Origin of the sequence: Streptomyces tyrfis, assembly GCF_037034285.1 — a bacterium.
GTDB lineage: Bacteria > Actinomycetota > Actinomycetes > Streptomycetales > Streptomycetaceae > Streptomyces.
In genome coordinates this window covers 57249-76450 of sequence record NZ_JBAGJZ010000031.1, presented here as the reverse complement: position 1 = coordinate 76450, position 19202 = coordinate 57249, and the positions used below count along the sequence as shown (strand labels likewise).

14 protein-coding genes are annotated in these 19202 nt (G+C 75.1%); 4 read left to right on the top strand and 10 right to left on the bottom strand.

Going from position 1 to position 19202, the window contains the following annotated elements; genetic code table 11:
• Window positions 1-106 precede the first annotated feature (106 nt).
• From secD to WA762_RS23055, 6 genes are all read right to left on the bottom strand, one after another.
• Window positions 107-2638: a protein translocase subunit SecD gene (secD, locus tag WA762_RS23080; RefSeq protein ID WP_335937997.1), complete on the bottom strand. Its 2532-nt coding sequence runs from the start codon at window positions 2636-2638 to the stop codon at window positions 107-109.
• Between the two features lie 57 nt (window positions 2639-2695).
• Window positions 2696-3268: a hypothetical protein gene (locus WA762_RS23075; protein ID WP_335937995.1), complete on the bottom strand. Its 573-nt coding sequence runs from the start codon at window positions 3266-3268 to the stop codon at window positions 2696-2698.
• 29 nt (window positions 3269-3297) lie between these two features.
• Complete coding sequence (locus WA762_RS23070) at window positions 3298-4122, bottom strand: rod shape-determining protein MreC (protein ID WP_335937994.1); 825 nt, start codon at window positions 4120-4122, stop codon at window positions 3298-3300.
• Between the two features lie 271 nt (window positions 4123-4393).
• A complete protein-coding gene (gene ligA / locus WA762_RS23065; protein WP_335937993.1) occupies window positions 4394-6523 on the bottom strand; it encodes an NAD-dependent DNA ligase LigA in 2130 nt (709 codons plus the stop codon).
• A gap of 48 nt (window positions 6524-6571) precedes the next feature.
• Window positions 6572-8710, bottom strand: coding sequence for an alkaline phosphatase family protein (locus WA762_RS23060; protein ID WP_335937992.1), 2139 nt, complete (start codon window positions 8708-8710; stop codon window positions 6572-6574).
• Between the two features lie 123 nt (window positions 8711-8833).
• A complete protein-coding gene (locus tag WA762_RS23055; protein ID WP_335937991.1) occupies window positions 8834-9247 on the bottom strand; it encodes a hypothetical protein in 414 nt (137 codons plus the stop codon).
• Between the two features lie 671 nt (window positions 9248-9918).
• Between WA762_RS23055 and WA762_RS23050 the strand changes: the two genes are divergently transcribed.
• Both WA762_RS23050 and WA762_RS23045 read left to right on the top strand, forming a co-directional pair.
• Window positions 9919-10710, top strand: coding sequence for an MBL fold metallo-hydrolase (locus WA762_RS23050; protein WP_335937989.1), 792 nt, complete (start codon window positions 9919-9921; stop codon window positions 10708-10710).
• Window positions 10707-11327 carry a DedA family protein gene (locus tag WA762_RS23045; RefSeq protein WP_335937988.1) on the top strand — a complete coding sequence of 207 codons (621 nt, stop codon included), beginning with the start codon at window positions 10707-10709 and terminating at the stop codon, window positions 11325-11327. Before WA762_RS23050 ends, WA762_RS23045 begins: the two co-directional genes overlap by 4 nt.
• A gap of 204 nt (window positions 11328-11531) precedes the next feature.
• Here WA762_RS23045 and WA762_RS23040 read toward each other — a convergent pair whose 3' ends face one another.
• On the bottom strand, window positions 11532-12824 hold the full coding sequence (locus WA762_RS23040; RefSeq protein WP_335937987.1) for an aminotransferase class I/II-fold pyridoxal phosphate-dependent enzyme: 1293 nt from the start codon (window positions 12822-12824) through the stop codon (window positions 11532-11534).
• Window positions 12825-12994: 170 nt separating this feature from the next.
• Window positions 12995-13846 (bottom strand): SMP-30/gluconolactonase/LRE family protein, encoded by an 852-nt coding sequence (locus WA762_RS23035; protein ID WP_335937986.1) that lies wholly within the window; start codon window positions 13844-13846, stop codon window positions 12995-12997.
• A 426-nt stretch (window positions 13847-14272) separates the two neighbouring features.
• Here WA762_RS23035 and WA762_RS23030 point away from each other — a divergent pair, with 426 nt between their 5' ends.
• Window positions 14273-15085: a class I SAM-dependent methyltransferase gene (locus WA762_RS23030; protein ID WP_335937985.1), complete on the top strand. Its 813-nt coding sequence runs from the start codon at window positions 14273-14275 to the stop codon at window positions 15083-15085.
• A 24-nt stretch (window positions 15086-15109) separates the two neighbouring features.
• On the top strand, window positions 15110-15463 hold the full coding sequence (locus WA762_RS23025) for a VOC family protein (protein WP_335937984.1): 354 nt from the start codon (window positions 15110-15112) through the stop codon (window positions 15461-15463).
• 260 nt (window positions 15464-15723) lie between these two features.
• Here WA762_RS23025 and WA762_RS23020 read toward each other — a convergent pair whose 3' ends face one another.
• Entirely contained in the window at window positions 15724-17793 is a 2070-nt protein-coding gene (locus WA762_RS23020; RefSeq protein WP_335937983.1) for a DUF5107 domain-containing protein, read from the bottom strand.
• A gap of 195 nt (window positions 17794-17988) precedes the next feature.
• A complete protein-coding gene (locus WA762_RS23015) occupies window positions 17989-19017 on the bottom strand; it encodes a hypothetical protein (RefSeq protein WP_443080654.1) in 1029 nt (342 codons plus the stop codon).
• Window positions 19018-19202 lie beyond the last annotated feature (185 nt).

The following is a 19202-nucleotide window of genomic DNA, read 5'->3' as shown; positions in this document are numbered from 1 at the left end:
GGCGCGACGCCCCGCCGCCGGGGCCGGGCGGGTACTCCGTTCCCCGGCGGCGTGGCGCGCCCGCTCCGTACGTTCTTCGTACGCGCGTGCTTCTGCTTTTCCGCGCCTATACGCGTGCCCCGTTGTCGAGCGGGTCCCGGTGCTGTGTCCGGGTGCCCGAACGGCGGCCCGGGGCCCGCTTCCGGGCGGGCGGCGGGGCCTTGCTGCTCCGTTCCAGCAGCAGCGCGGCCGGGACGGCGGTCATCACCGAGGAGTACGTTCCGACGCAGATGCCGATCAGCAGGGCGAGCGCGAAGTCCTCGAGCGAGTCGCCGCCGAGCACGGCGAGGGCGGTCAGGATGAAGAGGGCGCCCATGCCCGTGTTGACGGTCCGGGGGACGGTCTGCAGCACCGCCTGGTTGGCGATGTCGGCGACCGGAGTGCGGCGGGCCTTCGCCCAGAGTTCCCGCACCCGGTCGAAGACCACCACGGAGTCGTTGACGGAGTATCCGATCACGGTGAGGAGCGAGGCGAGGAAGATGCCGTCCACGGTCCGCCCGAGCCAGGCGAACGCACCGACCAGGATCACGACGTCGTGGACCAGCGCGCCGACGGACGCAACGGCGAACGTCCAGCGGAACCGGACCACCAGATAGGCCAGCTGCACCAGGACGGCGATGGCGAGCGCGATCAGGGCATTGCGCCGGAGTTCGTCGCCGAGGCTGGGACCGATGAGCTCGTCGCGGACCTTGGTGGTCTCGCCGCCCTCCTTGGCGAGGGCGGCGCGCACGGTGTGCTCGCCCTCGTCGTCGAGCTTGCCGGTGCGTACGGAGAGGTCGCCGGAGCCCGCCGTGGTGACCTCGGCGTCGGGGAACCCGGCGTCGGTCAGGAGGGACCGGGCGTGCTCCACGTCCACGGGCCGGCTCGTCGAGTACTCCATGAGCCGGCCGCCGGTGAACTCGACGCCCAGGTTGACGCCGCGTACGACGATGCCGAGGACCGCGACGGCGACCAGCGCGGCGGAGACCAGCAGCCAGCGGCGCGGGGCGCGCATCAGCTGGGGATTGCGACGGGTCAGCCAGATGCGCACCCGGCCGGGGTTGGCGATGCCGTTGACCCCGGCACGGCTGCCGACGAAGCGCGACTGCGCGGCGATCTCGGTGAGCGCGCGGGCGATGACGAGCGCGGAGAACATGGAGGCGATCACACCGATGGCGAGCGTGACGCCGAAGCCCTTCACCGGACCGGAACCGAGGAAGAAGAGCAGGCCGGCCGCGATCAGCGTCGTCACGTTGGAGTCCGCGACGGCGCTCCAGGCGCCGCGGAATCCGGCGGTCAGCGAGGAGCGCAGTCCGCGGCTCGGTCGTAGTTCGTGTTCCTCCCTGGCTCGTTCGAAGACGAGTACGTTGGCGTCGACCGCCATGCCGATGGCCAGGACGAACCCGGCGAGGCCGGGCAGGGTGAGGGTGACGCCGAGGGCGACCAGGGCCGCGTAGGAGATCAGCCCGTAGGCGACGAGCGCGAGGGCGGCGAGGGCGCCGAAGAGCCGGTAGACGATCGTGATGAAGAGCGCGGTGGCGGCGGCGCCGATCAGGGCGGCGCGGGCGCTGGCGTCGATGGCGGCGGCGCCGAGGGTCGGGCCGACGGTGCGCTGCTCGACGATCTCGACGGGCAGCGGCAGGGCGCCGCCCTCGATGAGGAGGGCCAGTTCGCGGGCCTCGTCGGCGCTGAAGGAACCGGTGATCTGGGTGGATCCGGACGGCAGGCCGACCCCGCAGCCGACCGACGGCGCCACCTGCGGCGAGGAGATGATCTGCTGGTCGAGGACGATGGCGACGCGTCGGCGGTCGTCCTGGACGGGGTTGCAGGCGGCTTCGCCGGTCAGCTTGGTCCATTCCCCTCCCGCCTTCTTGTGGAAGTCGAGGGAGACGGTCCAGCCCGCGCCCTGCTGCGCGTCGAACGAGGCGGTGGCCGCCTTGACGCCCGCGCCGGACAGCCGGGACGGGCCGAGGTCGAGGAGACGGCCCTGCTCGTCGGGGAGCGTCAGCCCACCGTCGGGCTTGTCGCCGGGCTTGTCGCCTGCCTGGGCGTCGGGCTTGTCGCCGGCTTGGGCGTCGGGCTTGTCGCCGGGCTCGGCGTCGGCCTTGGTGCCGGGCTTGTCGCCGGTCTGCTTCCCGGGTCCGGCTTTCTCGTCGGCGCCGTCGCCTCCCTTCCCGCTGCCGTCCTTGCCGTCGTCCTTCGTGTCGTCGTTCTTCTTGCCGTCGCCCTTCTTGCCGTCGCCGGCCGTTCCCTCGTCGGCCGGGGTGCCGGGGCCCTGGACGGCGTGGAAGCTGAGCTGGGCGGTCTTGCCGATGACCTCGGCGGCCTTGCGCGGGTCCTGGACGTCCGGCAGTTCGACGATGATCCGGTCCTCGCCCGAGCGGGTCAGGGTGGGTTCGGAGACGCCGAGGGAGTCGATCCGCTGGCGGAGCACCTCCAGGGTGCGGTCGGTGCTCTCCCGGTCCGCCTTCGCGGTGTCCGAGTCCTTGGCCTGGAGCACCATGCGGGTGCCGCCCTGGAGGTCGAGGCCGAGTCTGGGCGACATGTTCAGCGTGATGAGCACGGAGACGAGCAGCACGGCGGCAGCCAGAACCGCTCGCACCGTGGTGGCGCGAGTCATGGGGTTTCCTCCGAGGAGACGCCGTGCGCCTCGGCGGGGCGAGGGCGGGACGGCGGTTCAGTGGGACGGAACCGGCTGCCGGGCGGGGTCGGGAACCCGTACCGGGGCCGGTGGCCGGTGGACGGCCGTCCTCGGAGGCCCGCGCACGGCGGGGAGCGCCGCGCGGAAGCGGTCGACGATGTGCGTGGACGCGGGGGGCACGCGCCGTGGCCGGGGGTGCGGAGTGCGGATGCCGGGCGTGCCGGGCAGCAGGACGTCGGGGCCCGGCTGCGGAAGCTGCTGCGGGGCGCGGACGTGTTCGGCCGCGGCCCGGGGGTCGGGCCGGGGGCCGCTCGTGGGCGTGGGCCGGTGGCCGTCGGTCGCCGTGTGCGTACGGGCCCGGCGGGAGTCGAGGACGGTCCCGGGGCGGACGGTCCGGTCGGTGTGCGGGATCGGCTGATGGGCGTCGGGAGCCTCCGCGGCCGGGGGCGGCGCGCCGGCGAACGGGCCCCCCGCCGACAGGGCCCCGGCCACGGCGGGCGCCCCGCCGACCGTGGTGAGGACGGCGAGCAGGAGCGCCGCGAGGAGCCGGCGGGCGGCTCGCGCGCGGTCCCGGTGCGCCGGAGTGACCGGCTGGGCCCCGGGGGGCACGCTCCCCGGGGGCGGCCCCGGGAGGGGGGTCACCTCTCTCGTCCGGACAGCGCCGGTGCGCCGGCCGCGCGGCCGAGCACCGAGCTGAGAACCAGCCCGGCGCCCCGCACGACCGTGGTCGCCGGGTCGTCGGCAAGACGTATCGGGGCGCCGAGGCGCGCCGAGATCCGGTCGGTGACGTCCGGGCGCGCGGCGCCGCCGCCGACGAGCAGCGGGCCCTTGCGCAGCGCGCCCAGGACGGCGCCGTGCCGGTCCTGCTTCCACATCTCCGTCACCATGTCCAGGACGGTGCGGACGACGGCGGTGGGCGGCTCCGCGGGGTCGAGGTCGCTGAGTCCCGTCTCGGCCTGCCGGGCGTCGCGGATCTGCCCGCCGACCAGCAGCGTCGCCTCGGTCAGCTCGGCGCCGACGTCGACGACGAGCAGCGGCCCGCCGTCGTGCGGCCCGGCGGACGCGGCGGCGGCCCTGGCGCTGTCCAGGACGATGACGCCGGCGGGCCCGAGGGCGGCGACGGCCTCCCGCGCCGCCGCGCGGTGCTCGGCGCCGGCGAGGACGGGGTGGCTGACCACGATCACGGTGGCGCTGAGATCGGCGCCCAGGGCCGTGTCGGCGATGCGGCCGAGCATCCGCCCGCAGGACGCCGGGTCGACGACGCGCCCCCGCCGCACCGGGCGTCCGTGCCCCGTCCCGTCGCCGCCCGCGCCGCAGGCGACGGTGTCGGCGACGACGCCGCGCCCGGGCACCCAGGCGCGGGTCCGGGAGCTGCCGAGGTCGAGGGCGAGGCCACGGGTGGCGCCCCGGTACTCCTGGTGGGCGGACCGGTCGATTCGCGGTCCGTCGTGCAGCGCACGCATCGTCCCTCCCCCGGTCTGCCGGAGCAACCGTCGCCTCCACCCATGGACCCGCTGACAGCAAGGCATGGTCGAGCCCTCACTATGCAATAGGGAGGCAAAGAAAGCCACTCTCGGGCAAAATCGAAGGGCTCGTGCGTCGTCGCCCGCCCGGGCACCGCGTCCACGTCTCCGTGACACCGCGGCCACGCTCCGCGAGGGCGTCAGGCCGAGCCGCTCCGGACCGGCGAGGCACGCCGGGGAGCCGTGTCTCCCGTGCGTCGGCGCGCGGGGTTCACGCCTCCGAGGGCAGGAAGCCGGCTATCAGTCCGGCGAACTCGTCGGGCGTGGCGATTCGGACGCCGAGGTCCTCCGCCTTGGTGCGCTTGGAACCGGCCTTCTCGCCTGCGACCAGGAGCGTGGTGCGCTTGGAGACGCTGGACGACGACTTCCCGCCGGCCCGTTCGACGAGTTCGTTCATCTCGTTGCGGGAGAGCTTCTCCAGCACCCCGGTCATGGCGCCGGTGACCACCACGGTCATGCCGTGCAGCGGGAGCCCGGCGGCCCCGTCCGCACCGCTCTGTCCGTCCACGTCGCCGTCCGGGGCGGCCTCCGCCGGTTCCGAGCCCGGCTCGGGCGGCGGCGTCGCGCCCGGCTCCGTCATGTTGACCCCGGCGGCCACCAGCTTCTCGATCAGCGGGGCCAGCTCCGCCAGTTCCGCGACGACGGCCGTCGCCTTCTCCTTGCCGATGCCGTCGACCCGCTGGAGCTCCTCGGCGTCAGCCGCCCTGATCCGGTCCATGTCCGCGAAGTAGCGGGCGATCCTGCGCGACATGGAGCGGCCGGTGCCGCGCACGCCCAGCGCGCAGAACACGCGGGAGAGCGGCTGGGTCCGCGCCTGGCCGATGGCCGCGAGGAGGTTGTCCGTGCTGGTCTCGCCCATCCGCTCCAGGCCCAGCAGCTGCTCCCGGCCGAGGGTGAAGAGATCCGCGAAGTCGGTCACCAGTCCGGCGTCGACGAGCTGGACGACCCGGGTCGCGCCGAGCCCCTCGATGTCGAGCTGGTCGCGGCCCGCCGCGTACGAGACGGAGGCGACGATGCGGCAGTCACGGCCCCGGACGCAGCGCCAGCGCTGCTCGCTGGTGTCGATCTCGGACCCGCACTGCGGGCACTCCTCGGGGAAGACGACGGGCTGCTCGTCGCCGGTCCGCAGATGGGCGACGGGGGCCTCGATGCGGGGGATGATGTCGCCCGCCTTGTAGACCATCACCCGGTCGCCCACCCGGAGGTCGCGGCGGGTGATGTCGGCCGGGTTGTGCAGGGTGGCGTAGCCGACGGTCGATCCGTCGATCTCGACTGGTTCCAGGACGGCACGGGGGGCGATGATGCCGGTCCTGCCCACGTTCCATTCGACGCCGAGGAGGCGGGTGACCTTCTCGACCGCCGGGAGCTTGTACGCGATGGCCCAGCGCGGCGCCCGGCTGCCGGAACCGGCCGCACGCTGGTCGGCCGCGAGATCGGCCTTGATCACGACGCCGTCGATGCCGAACGGCAGCGAGGCGCGCAGCGCCGCGACCTCCTCGATCCGCGCCTGCGCCTCCTCGACGGCGGTGACGGTGCGCGGGGCCGCGTCCGTGGCCGCCGCGGTGTGGACGCCGAGGCCGGCGACGTACGCCAGGACCTCGCTGTGCGGGAGGTCCTGGAGGGTGTCGGACGGCGCTCCGGACTCGGGCAGCGGCAGGGCGCCGTAGGCGAAGAACGTCATCTCCACCGTGTACGCACGGTCCTTGGCGCGCAGGGTGCCCGCGGCGCCGTTCCTCGGGTTGGCGAAGGGGGCGCCGCCGTGCTCCGCGCGCACAACGTTGGCGTGCTCGAACTGCTCGTTCGTCATGAGGATCTCGCCGCGCAGCTCGATCGTGACCGGCTCGGCGAGCCGGGCGGGCAGTCCGGCCACGGTGCCGATGGCGTGCGACACGTCCTCGCCCGCGGCGCCGTCGCCCCGGGTGATCAGCCGCTCCAGGCGGCCCTGGCGGTAGCGGGCGGCGACGGCCAGACCGTCGAGCTTCGGCTCCACGCTCCACGCCGCGACGGGCCTGCCTATGCGGCGCTCCAGCGAGGCCGTCCAGGTGGCGAACTGCTCGGCGGAGAAGACGTTGTCCAGGGAGAGCATGGGCACCGTGTGCGGGACGTCCCCGCTCACGGCGCCGCCGGCCACCTTGCCGGTCGGAGAGGCGTCCAGCACCTCCTGCGGGTGCTCCCGCTCGTATGCGGCGATCCCCCGGACCAGCCGGTCGTACGCGTCGTCGTCGAGCGCGCTCTCGCCCGCGGCGTAGTACGCGGCGGCGGCCTGCGACGCCTCCTCGACCGCGGCGGCGTAGGCGGCGGCATCGGCGAGCACAACAGCTGAGTTCGTCATGGCCCCCATCCTGCCGTCCCCCACTGACAACGCCTCCCACCAGCGAGGACGCCCCCCTCAGCCGGTAGCCGGAACCGTCCCGTCCGCGTCATCGACGCCGCGTGCGGGCCCGCCGTCCGCCGCGCCGTCTCCCGCTCCGGAAGCGCTCCCCGCCGCCCCGGGCGTCCGCGGCTCCGCGCACTCCCGCAGCCAGCGCCGCAGCACCCGGTGCACCTGCTCGGCCCCCACGAGTTCCGTGCCGTCGGCCACCGGGGCCGAAAGCTCCGACGGCCACAGCAGGAACGGCCGGGACTGCTCGCCGCCCAGGCCGCCGTGCGAGCCGATCTGCTCCTCGAAGGCGTGCACGGCGCCGGTGGCCGGGTCGTGCATCGAGTTCACCATGATGTCCGCGGCGTGCGGGAAGGTGTCGGTACGGCGGATCGCGTCCGCCGCCCCCGGTCCGAACGGGGCCAGCGGCCCCTCCCCGTCCCGCAGCTCCGACACCGGGATCTCGGCGCCCGCGCCGCCCATCACCACCGATCCGTGGCGCTCGTCGCGGACCAGCAGGAAGCCGATGCCGGGGTGGTTGGCGAGGGTGCCGAGCAGTGCCGGGCGGGTCCGGTCGAGCTCTTCGCGCGTGGCGCGTCCGGGGATGTCGGGGAAGGAGATCAGCCCGAGGTTGCCGGAGGCGAGCACGACCGGGTCGGACGGCTTCGCGCGGTGCTCCGCCTCCCCCTCCCCGGCCGGCCGCCGGTGCAGCGCGATCCGTACCGCGTCGCGCGCCTCCGAACCGCTGCGGGTGCGCTGCGCCCGGCGGGGCACGGGCAGCCCGCAGCCCGCCCGCACCAGGTCCTTGAGCGTCAGCCCGTACGCGCCCGCGAAGGTCTCGCCGGGGCTCTGGCCGTGGTCGGAGAGCAGCACGATCCGGTACCGGCGCGGGGTGTGCTCGGCGACCTTGGCGATCAGCGCCAGCGACCGGTCCAGCCGGGCGAGCAGCTTCTCCGCGTCGCGGCTGTGCGGCCCGGAGTGGTGCGCCACCTCGTCGTAGGCGACGAGGTCGGCGTAGACCGCGGTGCGTCCGGCGAACATGTCACCGATGACGGCGGCGACCACCACATCGCGTTCGACGACGGTCGCGAACGCCCGGATGCAGGGGTAGAACCCGCCGCGCCCGATCCTCGGGGTCTCCTTGCGCAGGCGGGCCCGGGTCGACTGGCAGATCTCGCGGCAGACCTCCGCGACGAACGACACCGCCGTGCGCACGGCGTTGGCCGGGTCGGAGAAGTAGGCGAAGTACCCGGCCCGGGAACGGCGGCCCTTGCCGCGCCGGGCCGCCATCGACAGGACCAGCGCGAGCTGGTCGGCGCCGCCGCTGAAGAGGTTGCCGCGGCTGGCGCCGTCCACCGCGAGCAGCCCGTCGTCACGGGTGCGGGCGACCGCCCTGCGCTGGAGTTCCAGGGCGCTGGCGGGCCGGCTGGAGACCATGACGTCGCCGGTCTCCTTCTCGTACCAGCGGAAGGCGGGGACGTCGTGATTGCTGCCGTGCAGGATGCCGAGCTGGCTGGCGCCGGTCTGGCTGGACCAGTCGGTGCGCCAGGGGGCGAGCCGGTGGCTCCCGTCGTCCGCGAGCCACCGCGCGACGGTCGGCATCACGCCGGTGGCCGCCGCCCGGGCCAGCACGTCGTGGCCGACTCCGTCGAGCTGGACGAAGACGACGCCCGGCGGCCCGCAGCGGCCGTCACCGGCTCCGCTGCGGCGGCGTCTGCGGTCGGCGAGGCGGGACAGCCGCCGCCGGTAGGCGTTGTCGTCGCGGACGGCGAGGGCCGTGGAGGTGGCGGAGGCCACGGCGGACATCAGGGCCGCGACCACCACCGCGGTCCGCGGGTCGGCGGCGCCCCGCCCGTCCGGTATGAGCCGCAGGGCGAGGAGCAGCAGCGACCCGTTCAGGAAGAAGACGAGCAGTCCGAGGACGAGTGCGGGGACGATCAGCAGGGCCCGTACCAGCACCGGCCAGACGAGCGCGGACAGCAGGCCGAACGCCCCGGCGCCCCAGGCCGCGGCGAACGCGGTCCTGGTGATGCTGTCGCCGTCGGCCGACTGGAGCCGGAAGTCCGGGAGGATGCCGGCGAGCACCAGCATCGTGAGCGTCGACGCCGCCCACACCACGACCACCCGCAGCAGGGCGCTTCCGGCCGTTCGCCATCGCCCGTCGCCCACGCCTCATCCACCTCATGTCCGGGCCTCGCCGTTCCGGCCCCGCGCCCCAGCTTTTCACAGCGCGGCGGCAGCCTTGCGCAGCATGACGGCGGGACCGCCGCCATGCTCGTCGGGCCGGGGCGGTCAGCGGCCGTCGTAGCCGGCGGTCGGCATGGAGAGCCTGCGGTGCACGCTCGCCTTCGCCCGGGCGTTGTACGGCGGCTCGTCGAGCCCCGCGAGCTCCAGGCGCACCCCGCGCCGGGCGCACTCCGCGGCGAACTCCGGGACCGAGGTGAGGGCTCGGGCCAGCACCCGGTCGTTGGCGGCGACGAACAGCTCGACGTCGCCGCTCTCCACATCCGCCCACAGCGCGTGGTGGTCGGGGCGCAGCCCGTAGAAACGCAGCTGCCGGGTGACGACGTATCCCTGGTCGGCGGCCCAGCGGGCGCACATGTCGTGCTGGCTGCGGGTGTCCACCAGGAACGGGTCGCTGTCGAGCTCCTCGAGCGGTGTGAGACTGGCGATGGCCGCCACCCGTACGTCCACTGCGTCCCCCAAGGCCGTCCCCTCGTGCCGGGGCCTGTCGTCGATCGGCGCCCTGCTCCCGGCGGCCCGCCGGGCGTCCCGCCGCGCGACCGGGGGCCGCTCGCGTACGTCCCGCGCATCTCCCGTACGCGTACGGGAGCGGTCCTCCGCCTCGCGACGCACCGCACCGGACACCGCTCGCGGCCGGACGCCGTGTCGACGTCGGGCCCTGGGCGCAACGGCGACCCTACCCCCACGGCCCCCGAGCAAGAAGGCGCGTGTCGGGACGGCAGGAGCGCGTGGCCGCGGGCCGGACGGCGGTGCGCCCGCGCGCGCCGGAGCGGGAGGGGCGGCGTGGGCGCACGCGGGGCGGCGGGGTGGCCCCGTGCGTGGCGTCCCGTCCTCGGACGGGACGCCGCCGCGGCGGGCGCACGCGGGGCGGACGGTCCGGACGTGTGCGCCGCGGCGCACGCACCGGCGCCGGGCACGCCGGCGGGATCGCGCGGCCCTGCCCATGGGACCCGCGGGAACGGCACGGACGCGCGGCACCGCCCGGAGGAAGCGTCAACCGACGAAAGCGGGGTCACCCGATCCGGTAACGGCATTAGTGTGTGTTCTGGAAGTCGCGGCCGGCCGGGTCCGCCGAAGCACACCCGGGGCCCGAGGCCGGGGCCGGACGAGGAGGCCGGGAACGAGGAGGCGACGTGCCGGTGGAAGTCACCTGGTGGGGTCATGCCACCTGCACGATCGAGGACTCCGGGGTGCGCGTCCTGACCGATCCGCTGTTCGCCCGGCGACTGGCCCATCTGCGCAGGCGGCGGGGCGAGCTGCCCGGACCGGAGGCCGCGGTCGCGGATGTCGTGCTCGTCTCGCATCTGCACTCGGACCATCTGCATCTGCCGTCGCTGGCCCGGCTCGCGGCGGGCACCCGGCTGGTGGCGCCGGCGGGCGCGGCGCGCGCCGTGCCGGGGCTCCGGCGGCTGTGCGCGGCGCGCGGGCTGCTGATCAGCGAGGTGGTCCCGGGCGACGAGCTCCGCTTCGGCGGGACGGACGGCGTACGGATCCGCGCGGTCCCGTCCCTGCATGACGGCAGGCGTCTGCCGATGGGGCCGCGACGCTCCCCGGCGCTCGGTTACGTGGTCGAGGGCGAGGAGCGGACGTACTTCGCGGGCGACACCGGGCTCTTCGACGACATGGCCCGGGTCGTCGGGCCGGTGGACGTGGCCCTGCTGCCGGTGGGCGGCTGGGGCCCGTACCTGGGCCGCGGCCATCTGGACGCGGGACGGGCGGCGCAGGCGCTGGCCCGGCTGGCGCCCCGGGCCGCGGTGCCGGTGCACTACGGCACGTACTGGCCGATCGGCATGGACGGCGTCCGGCCGCACGAGTTCCACTCGCCGGGTGACGAGTTCGTCCGCAAAGCGGCGCTGCTGGCGCCGGACGTGGCCACGCACCGGCTGGGCCACGGCGAGCGGATGCGGCCGGAGGCCGCCAGGTGATCCAGGAGGTCGTGCGGCAGCTTCCCCCGGAGTCGACGCAACAGGCGGTGGGCTACCCGTCCCTGTTTCTGCTGGTGTCCCTGGGCTCACTGGTGCCGGTGGTGCCGACGGGCGCGCTGGTCAGTTCGGCGGCGGTGGTGGCCCTGCACCAGTCGTCGCCGTTCTCGCTGCTGATCGTCTTCGTGGTGGCGTCGGCCGCGGCGTTCCTCGGTGACATCTGCCTCTTCCGGCTGGGGCAGCGCGGGGTGCGGTCGAAGAACGGCTCGCGATGGCTGCGGACCATCAGCGAGCAGGCGGCTCCGGAGCGGCTGGAACAGGCGCGGCGGAAGCTGGACGAGCACGGGGTGATGGTGCTCGTGCTGTCGCGGCTGATTCCGGCGGGGCGGATTCCGGTGATGCTGGCCTGTCTGCTGGGGCGGATGCCGTCCCACCGGTTCGCCCGGGGGGATGTGCCGGCCTGTCTGGCGTGGGCCGCGACGTACCAGCTGATCGGCGTGCTGGGCGGCTCGCTGTTTCCCGAGCCGTGGCAGGGCGTGGCGGCGGCGGTGGGGCTGACGCTGCTGGTCAGCGGCGGCCCGGTGGTATGGCGCAGGATGCGGACGCGGTTCGGCCACTGACCGCCGGGCGGGTGTGAGAGGTCGGGGCGCCGGGGTGTCGGGGCCCGCGGATGCGGGGCGTACGGGGCCGGGTCCGGCCGCGTCCGGGCGAGGGACCACTACGGCGTCCGGGGGGCGGCCCCGGCGCCCGAGCGGGACGTCCAGGTGCGCCGGGTGCGCCGGGTGCGTCGGTTGTGTCGGGTGCGTCGGAGCCGCCCGAGCACGTCAGCGGAGGTCGGTGAGGACCGCTTCGAGACGGCCGAGGGCGTCGGCCACATGGGGCAGTTCCAGCGGGCGCTCCGCGCGGAGGGCCTCCGTCCGCTGTTCCGGGGTCGTCCCGACCAGCGCCCCGGTGCCCAGCCGCACCCGCAGGGCCCCCAGCTCGTCGCCGAAACGGTGGCCGCCCGGGGTCGGTGTGCCGAGACGCTCCGTCAGGTACTCCTCCAGCTCCAGTGAGTCGGTGACCCCCCGGTCGGCCAGCCGGGACCTCAGCGGTTCCAGGTCTGCGTAGAGATGCCGTCCCGCCTGCGGGGGCCTGGCGAGCGCGCCCGAGACGAGGACCGCGCGATGGGCCGCCGCCGCGACCCACGCGTGGAGCACGGCGGACCGCCGGGTCCGGTCCACGACGGGGTCCGGTCCGTGCAGCGCGTGGGCGGCGGCCGCGGCCACCGGGCCCGCGACGAGCGCGCCGAGCGCGGTGAGGACGTCGAGCGTACGGGCGTGGTCGACCGCCGCCCGCCCGGTGTCCGGGAACCGGGCGACCGCCACCGGCCAGGCCGCCGGGGTCAGCGCCCCGGCGAGATCGCAGACGACCGTGACGTCGTCCGGGCACATCTCCGCCGGGCTGAGCAGCACCGTGTCCTGCGGCCGGTGCAGGGTGTCGCGCCAGGTCTCGTCGCTGACGATGTGCAGCCCCTCGGCGACCGCCGCCTCGCACGCCTCGCGCACGAGTTCCGGCGGGGCCACGGTCGCGGTCGGGTCGTCGACGACGGAGATCAGCAGCAGCCGGGGGCTGCCGCCCTCGGCGCGCACCCGGCGGACGGTCTCCAGCAGAGCGTACGGATCGGGCACGCCGCCGCACTCGGCCGGCGTCGGCACCTGGTAGGCGGGCCTTCCCAGCAGCCGGGCCTGCGGGATCCAGGCGGCGGCGCAGGGGCGCGGCATCAGCACGTCGCCGCCGTGCGCGGCGATCAGCGCGAGCAGCAGCGGCGAGGCGCCCGGGGCGGCGGCGACCCGCTCGGGGTCGCCGTGCAGACCGCGCCGGGCCCAGTAGGCGGTCGCGGCCCGGCGCAGGGAGGCGCCGCCGCCGGTCGGTTCGGGGACGGCGCGGCCGGCCGCGGCGGCGAGCACCTCGGCGAGTTCGGGCAGCACCGGCAGTCCGGGGTCGGGGGCGGGCGGCCCGTACCGGACAGGGCCGTGGTCCTCCCGGACCCGGCGGCCGCCGCCCGCGCGCGCCGCCCGCCGGGTCCGTGCGCCGGGTCCGGTCCGCTCGGTCCGCTCGGTGTGCTCCCGCGCCATCCGGGTCTCCTTCGCCGCCGTCGCCGTGCCCCGTCGTCGCTCGCGCCCTGTGCCCCGTTGCGCGCCCAGGCCCTTTATACGGGGGTTCGCCGGGCCGCGCCCGCCCGGCGAACCCCGGACGGCGCGGAGTGGACGGCGGCCGGCCGGTCTCCGGACGGAACCGGACGGGGTCAGCCGGCGAAGGGCGTGCCCGCCATCCCCTGCCCGGCCCCCGGCAGCACCAGCAGCGATCCGGACAGCGGGTGCGGGGCGGCCAGCCCGACGCGGGCCGTGGAGATGTAGAGGTCGCGCAGGTCCGCGCCGCCGAAGGCGCAGGCCGTCGGGCGCTGGACCGGCAGCTCGACGATCCGGTCCAGGGAGCCGTCGGGCGCGTAACGGCGCACGGCCGCGCCGTCCCAGAGGGCCACCCAGACCGCTCCGTCGGCGTCGACGGTCAGCCCGTCGGGGAATCCCGCGCCCTCCTCGACGACGGCGAACGGGCGGCGGTTCACGGCGCGCTCGCCGTCGAAGTCGAAGACGTCGACGCGGCCCGTGGGCGTGTCGACGTAGTACATCAGCCGCTCGTCCGGGCTCCACCCGATGCCGTTGCTGCACGTCACCTCGGGCAGTACGGGGGTGACCCCGCCGTCGGGCGCGACCCGGGTGAGGTCGCCGCCGGCCTCGGCGCCGTCGTAGCGCATGGTGCCCGCCCACAGCGCCCCGTCCGGGGCGACCGCCGCGTCGTTGCCCCGGCGGCCGGGCCGGGGGTCGTGGACGAGCCAGCGGAACGCGCCGTCCGGGTCGTACAGGCCGATGCCGTCGCGCAGGTTGACAACGAGCCCCCCGCCCTCGCGCGGTTTGGCCGCTCCGACGTGCTGCTCGGTGTCCTGCACCGTACGCCGACCGCTGGCCGGGTCATAGGTGTGCACCCGGGCGGCGTCGATGTCGACCCAGATCAGCCGACGGGCGACCGGGTCCCAGGTCGGGCCCTCGCCCAGCTCGGCGTTTTCGGCCACGGCCACGTCCAGGCCTGCGGAACTCATGTCTGCCCCTTGCTGGAGTCCGACCGCGCCGGAGGTCCGGGGCGCCGGATCCCGGGCCTCGCCGGTCCCGCGCGCCCGGCCCGGCGGATCGCGGGTTCGGTCACGGAGAGTCCGGCCAACGGCCGGAATCATGACCACAGAGTAATCATCCCTACGTATCGCGGCAACGGAGACAAGCCCGGACGAGACCCGAACGGAATCGGACGGACCCGGACGGCCGCTCGCCCCGCCTGTCCGTCTCCCTCTCCGCCCCAGTGTGCCCGCCTCCCGCCCCTCCCCCCGCAGGCGCGCCCCATACCGCACCCGAACGCCCATATAGCAAGACGGGCATCTCAGAATGCGGCATCGGCGCGTACGGTGTCCGCACCGGTCAGCTCCGCGCGGCGGCCCGGACCGGGCCGCCGCGCCCCGAGGAAGGAACCCGTCATGCCGAAGCAGCCCGACGCCGTCTACACGCACGGCCACCACGAGTCGGTCCTCCGGTCGCACAGTTGGCGCACGGCCGCGAACTCCGCGGCGTATCTGATCGACGAACTCCGTCCCGGCATGGCCGTGTTGGACGTCGGCTGCGGACCGGGCACCATCACCGCGGATCTGGCCGCACTGGTCGCCCCCGGCCGGGTGACCGCCGTCGACACCAGCCGGGAGGTCCTGGTCCGGGCGGGCCGGGCGACGGCCGAACGCGGCCTGGACAACGTGGAGTTCGCCACCGCCGATGTGCACGCGCTGGAGTTCCCCGACGACTCCTTCGACGTCGTCCACGCCCATCAGGTGCTCCAGCACGTGACCGACCCGGTGGCCGCCCTGCGCGAGATGCGGCGGGTCTGCCGGCCCGGCGGCATCGTGGCCGCCCGCGACAGCGACTACGCGGCGATGGCCTGGTACCCCGAGACGCCCGGCCTGGACGACTGGCGGGAGCTGTACGGCCGGGTCGCCCGCGCCAACGGCGGGGAGCCGGACGCGGGCCGCCGGTTGCTCTCATGGGCCCGCCGCGCGGGGTTCACCGACATCACCCCGACCGCCGCCGCCTGGTGCTTCGCCACCCCGGAGAGCCGCGCCTGGTGGAGCGGGTTGTGGGCGGACCGCACAGTCGGCTCCGCCTACGCGGAGCAGGCCGTGGCGGGCGGCCACGCCGACGCCGGGCGGCTGTCCGCGATCGCCGCGGCCTGGCGCGCGTGGGGATCGTGCGAGGACGCGTGGTTCACGGTCCCGCACGGCGAGATTCTGTGCCGGGTCTGATCTCCGCCAACTACGCTGTCCCGCATGGACATTCTGGGAACCACGCTGCGTATCTGCGTCGACGACCTGGAGGCCGCGGTGGCCTTCTACGAGGATCTCACGGGCAGTTCCGCGCTGCGCTTCGAACGCGGCGGGGTGTCGGTCGCCGCGATCAGCTGCTTTCTGCTGATGAGCGGGCCGGCGGCGGAACTGGAGATCCTGCGCAAGGTCACGGCGACGATCGCGGTCAAGGATGTCGACGCGGCCCATGCCTCGCTCACCCGGGTCGGCGCCCGGATCCTCGCGGGTCCGGTGCCGACGCCGGCGGGCCGCAACCTGATCGCCCTGCATCCCGACGGCTCCGTCTTCGAGTACGTCGACCGCAACCCGGGCGTCTGACGAACCCGGCGGCCCGCCGGTCCGGGGCCGGGAGAGACCCCGTGCTCCCGTCGGCCCCGGACGCCTGAAGCACCTCGTGCTCCCGTCGGCCCCGGACACCCGTCGGCGCTCGACACCCGACGGACCGCGTGCTGCCGGCCCGAACGCCCCGGACGCCTGGACCCGACCTCCGGGCGTCCGAGCGGCGGCCGACCGCCGCCCCGACTGCCGGCCTGGGCCTCGCCGCCCGGCCTCGCGGCCCGGCCCGGTGACCGGTCGCGTCAGTCGCCGGGGCGCATCCGGTAGTTGTACCGGGGCGGAATCGGCTCATCGGTGAGCGCGCCCCACACCTCGTCGAGCACTTCCTCGCCCTCGCGCAGATCGGCGACCTCGAAACCCTCGTCGAAGACCGCCCGGGCGGCGCCCCGGTCGCCCTCGGCGATCAGCATCCGTGCCTCCAGCAGCCGGAAGCGGCCCCGCCGCCGGACCTCCGGGGACAGTCCGGACCACACCGCCCGGGCCGCTTCGGGACGTCCCGCCGCGAGCAGCGCCTCGATCGCCTCACGGCCCAGCGCCGCCACGGCGGCGGCCAGGGCGTCCCCGCCCGCACCCGCGCGAACGTCGTCGCCGGCCCCCTCACGCCCGTCGCCGCCGTCGGCCCTGTCCCGGCCGGGCCCGCCGTCGCCCTGTTCGCCGCCGCCGGGGCCGGTGCGTTCCGCGCTCAGCTCGTCGAACGCCTCGGCGTGGAGATCGGCGGCCCGGTCCGGCTGGCCGCTCTCCTCCGCCGCGACGGCGAGGCAGCGCAGCAGGGGCCAGCGGGACGCGGCCCGGGCCAGCCCGCGTTCCCAGCTGCGGACCGCCTGGGCGCGGTCGCCGGCGTGCCACTGGGCGACGCCGAGGTGGTACTCGGTGAGCGGTTCGGCGGGGGCCGTCTCCAGCATGTCGCGCCAGTGCGGCGAGACCAGGGAGGGACCGGGCGGCACGGCCCGGCGGGGCTCGGGGAAGCCGCCCCGGTCCAGCAACTCCAGCCAGGGTTCCTGCTGTTCACCGAGGGTCGACTCGCCGAACGGCGTCCCGGGCAGCCGGTGACCGCCACGCCGCACCTCCAGCGCGCCCCACCCGGAGCCGGTGGCCAGCGACTCGCCGGGCTCGTCGTCGGCGCGGCTCCGCCAGGCGGCGTACGCGGCGTCGACGTCGGCACGCGGCAGCGCCTCGTCGAGCCGTCGTTCGGTCTCGGCGCGGGCCCGGGCCCAGTCGTCGCCGTGCACGGCCCCGGCGTCGGCGGACAGCGGCCCGTAGGACTCCAGCCAGCTGAACTCCGCGCCCGGTTCGAGGGGCACGTGCTCCAGCTGGGTCCGGGCGAGTCCGGCCTGTATCTCGGCGTAGCCCGGGGCACCGGGCTCGGTGAGCCATTCCTGCCAGCGGCGCCCGCCGGGGCCGGTCCCCCAGAGGAACAGCTTCCGTCCCCGCAGCAGGTCGGTCGACGTCTGGACGAGTCCGTGCCCGTCCTCGTCGAGGGCGGCGATCCAGCGGCGCGCGCCGTCGGGGAGCTCGTAGAAGTAGTCGGCGGGGAAGTCGCCGCGCAGCGGGTACGTGCGGTCGACGGAGTCGTGCCCGGGGACCGGGACGCGGGTCAGGGTGCGTGCGTAGCCGAAGTGCCAGGCTTCGTCGGCGGGGGCCAGGACACGGGTGCGCTCCCCCTCGGGCACGGCGGTGTTGGACCACCAGTAGACGGGTGCGGTGTGCTCGTGCGGGTTGCGTATCCGCACGCCGACGTGGAGGAAGTCGGAGTCCTCGGGCAGCCAGAGGTCCACCTGGAACGGCAGGTCGCGCAGCCGCTCCCACTCCCAGAGGCGGAGCATGTCGCCGCCGTCGGGCGCGGTCACCCGGGCCGCGTGCAGGGGGGCGCAGGAGAGGGTGGTGTGGCCGGTGGCGCCGATGTTCCACTCGATGCCGCCGGAGAACCAGGCGCCGTTGAGCGCGAAGTCGGCGGGCTGCAACACCGGGTTGGAGTAGAGGAGTTCGCGTCCGGTCGGCTTGTGGTGCAGGGAGTGGACGCGACCGCCGAGCCCGGGCAGGACGGTGGCCCGCAGCCGGTCGTTCTCGATGACGATCGCGTCCAGCTCGGTGGGAACGCGCTCGCGCCCGTACCCGTCGAGGAGGCGCACCGGCAGCACGGTGGCCAGGGGCGCGCTGCCGATCTGGCGGGCCATGTCGCGGGGCAGCCGGGCCCGGTCGCGGTCGTCGAGGAGGTGCGTCCCGCCGAGCGGGCGAAGGGCCGGCAGCGGGTTCTCCGGGCCCAGCGGCGCGGCGGGCAGGGTCAGTACGGCACGTCGTACGGTCGTGGCCAAGGCAACCTCGTTCCCTCACACGGGCCGCCACGGGTACGGGCGCCCCCCGATGACCATGGAACACGCTGAGCAGTGGCCCGGCCAGGGCTTCGCCGCCGAACCCCGGAAAGAAGCCCGGAAAAACGGCCGGCCGCCGAGGGGGCGCGCGTCGGCGGTGCCCCGCCCTCAGTTCCTCGGGCGAGGCGGCGATCGGCATCAGCCGAAGTCGTTGACGGCGATGCCGTTGGTCAGGGAGGTGACTCCGCCCTGCACCCCGTCGATCTTCACGGTCTGTCCCGATACGTGTTTCACGTACACGCGCATAAGAAACGTGCGGGTGCCGCAGGCGGCGTCGATGGGGATGCCGGAGATCGCGAAGTAGCCGACCGCGTGGTGCGCGTCGTCGGTGATGGTCCGCCGGGCCGGCGCGCCATGGGTTCGGCAGGCGTGCCCTGTCGTGTCGAGCTGGATGAACTCGAAGCGGGTGTCCACCACCGCGTTCCGGCCGCGCGGGTAGGCCTGCATGGTCGGGGCGCAGGACGCGGTTCCCTGGTAGCACGTGGTCAGTTCGACGTTCGCCCTGGCCGACACGCCGACCGCGTCCGGGTGCGCCTGCCACTGGTGGACCGGGGTCCCGTCGTCGTAGAAGATCCAGGCGTCCCGGCGGGCCGCTCCGCCGCCGACGTAGGTGCACGCGCCCGCCGCGTCGGCGCTCTCGCAGGCAGGGTTCTGCCACCAGTGCGCACCCGGCCGGTCGCCGTCGTCCGCCTCCAGCCAGGTGTTGCCGGCGACCGCGGTCAGATGGTTGGAGCCCGCCAGGGTCGAGTAGGCCGAGCCCTGGAGCACGCAGTTGTAGACGCCGGCGGCCGGGGCGGTGAAGAGCAGGTCCGCGTAGATCGGCAGGTGCCCCGGGACCGCGTAGGTGGCGGTGTCGGCACCCTCGTGGTTGCGTGCCGAGGCCGCGATGACGGAGACCGTGCTTCCGGAGGCGTTCAGGCACCTGATGCGCTGGGTCAGACCGATGATGCCGGTCGTGCTGCTGGTGGTTTCGAGCCGGCCTCGAAGGTGGCGCTTCTCCCCGGCGTCGAGGGCCATGGTCCGCCGCAGCAGTTCGACCGTGGCGCCCTGGGGAATCTCCGTGTCGGCCGCCAGGGTGGTGCGGGTGACGGTGTCGGCGCCCCGCTCGCCGTCCGCCCGGGCCGGAGCGCACCACAGCGCCGTCAACACCATTACCAGGACGGACACGAGCATTCTTCGCACGATCCTGTTCACCTCGTGCACACGTACACGCACGCGCCCGCCCCCGCCCGCTGCCGCAACAGCACACTTCTTTCATATGCCCGACACGATTTTCACGATCATGCCATGAACTCGACGTCTCCGACGGGCGGCGGGGGCGGACGGGCCATGCCGCCTCCGGGGGGACGGGC

Coding starts and splice junctions, on each gene's coding strand:
- WA762_RS23030 (WP_335937985.1), top strand. CDS start 14,273: ATGCCGAAGCAGCCCGACGCCGTCTACACGCACGGCCACCACGAGTCG.
- ligA (WP_335937993.1), bottom strand. CDS start 6,523: ATGGGGGCCATGACGAACTCAGCTGTTGTGCTCGCCGATGCCGCCGCC.
- WA762_RS23025 (WP_335937984.1), top strand. CDS start 15,110: ATGGACATTCTGGGAACCACGCTGCGTATCTGCGTCGACGACCTGGAG.
- secD (WP_335937997.1), bottom strand. CDS start 2,638: ATGACTCGCGCCACCACGGTGCGAGCGGTTCTGGCTGCCGCCGTGCTG.
- WA762_RS23035 (WP_335937986.1), bottom strand. CDS start 13,846: ATGAGTTCCGCAGGCCTGGACGTGGCCGTGGCCGAAAACGCCGAGCTG.
- WA762_RS23070 (WP_335937994.1), bottom strand. CDS start 4,122: ATGCGTGCGCTGCACGACGGACCGCGAATCGACCGGTCCGCCCACCAG.
- WA762_RS23040 (WP_335937987.1), bottom strand. CDS start 12,824: ATGGCGCGGGAGCACACCGAGCGGACCGAGCGGACCGGACCCGGCGCA.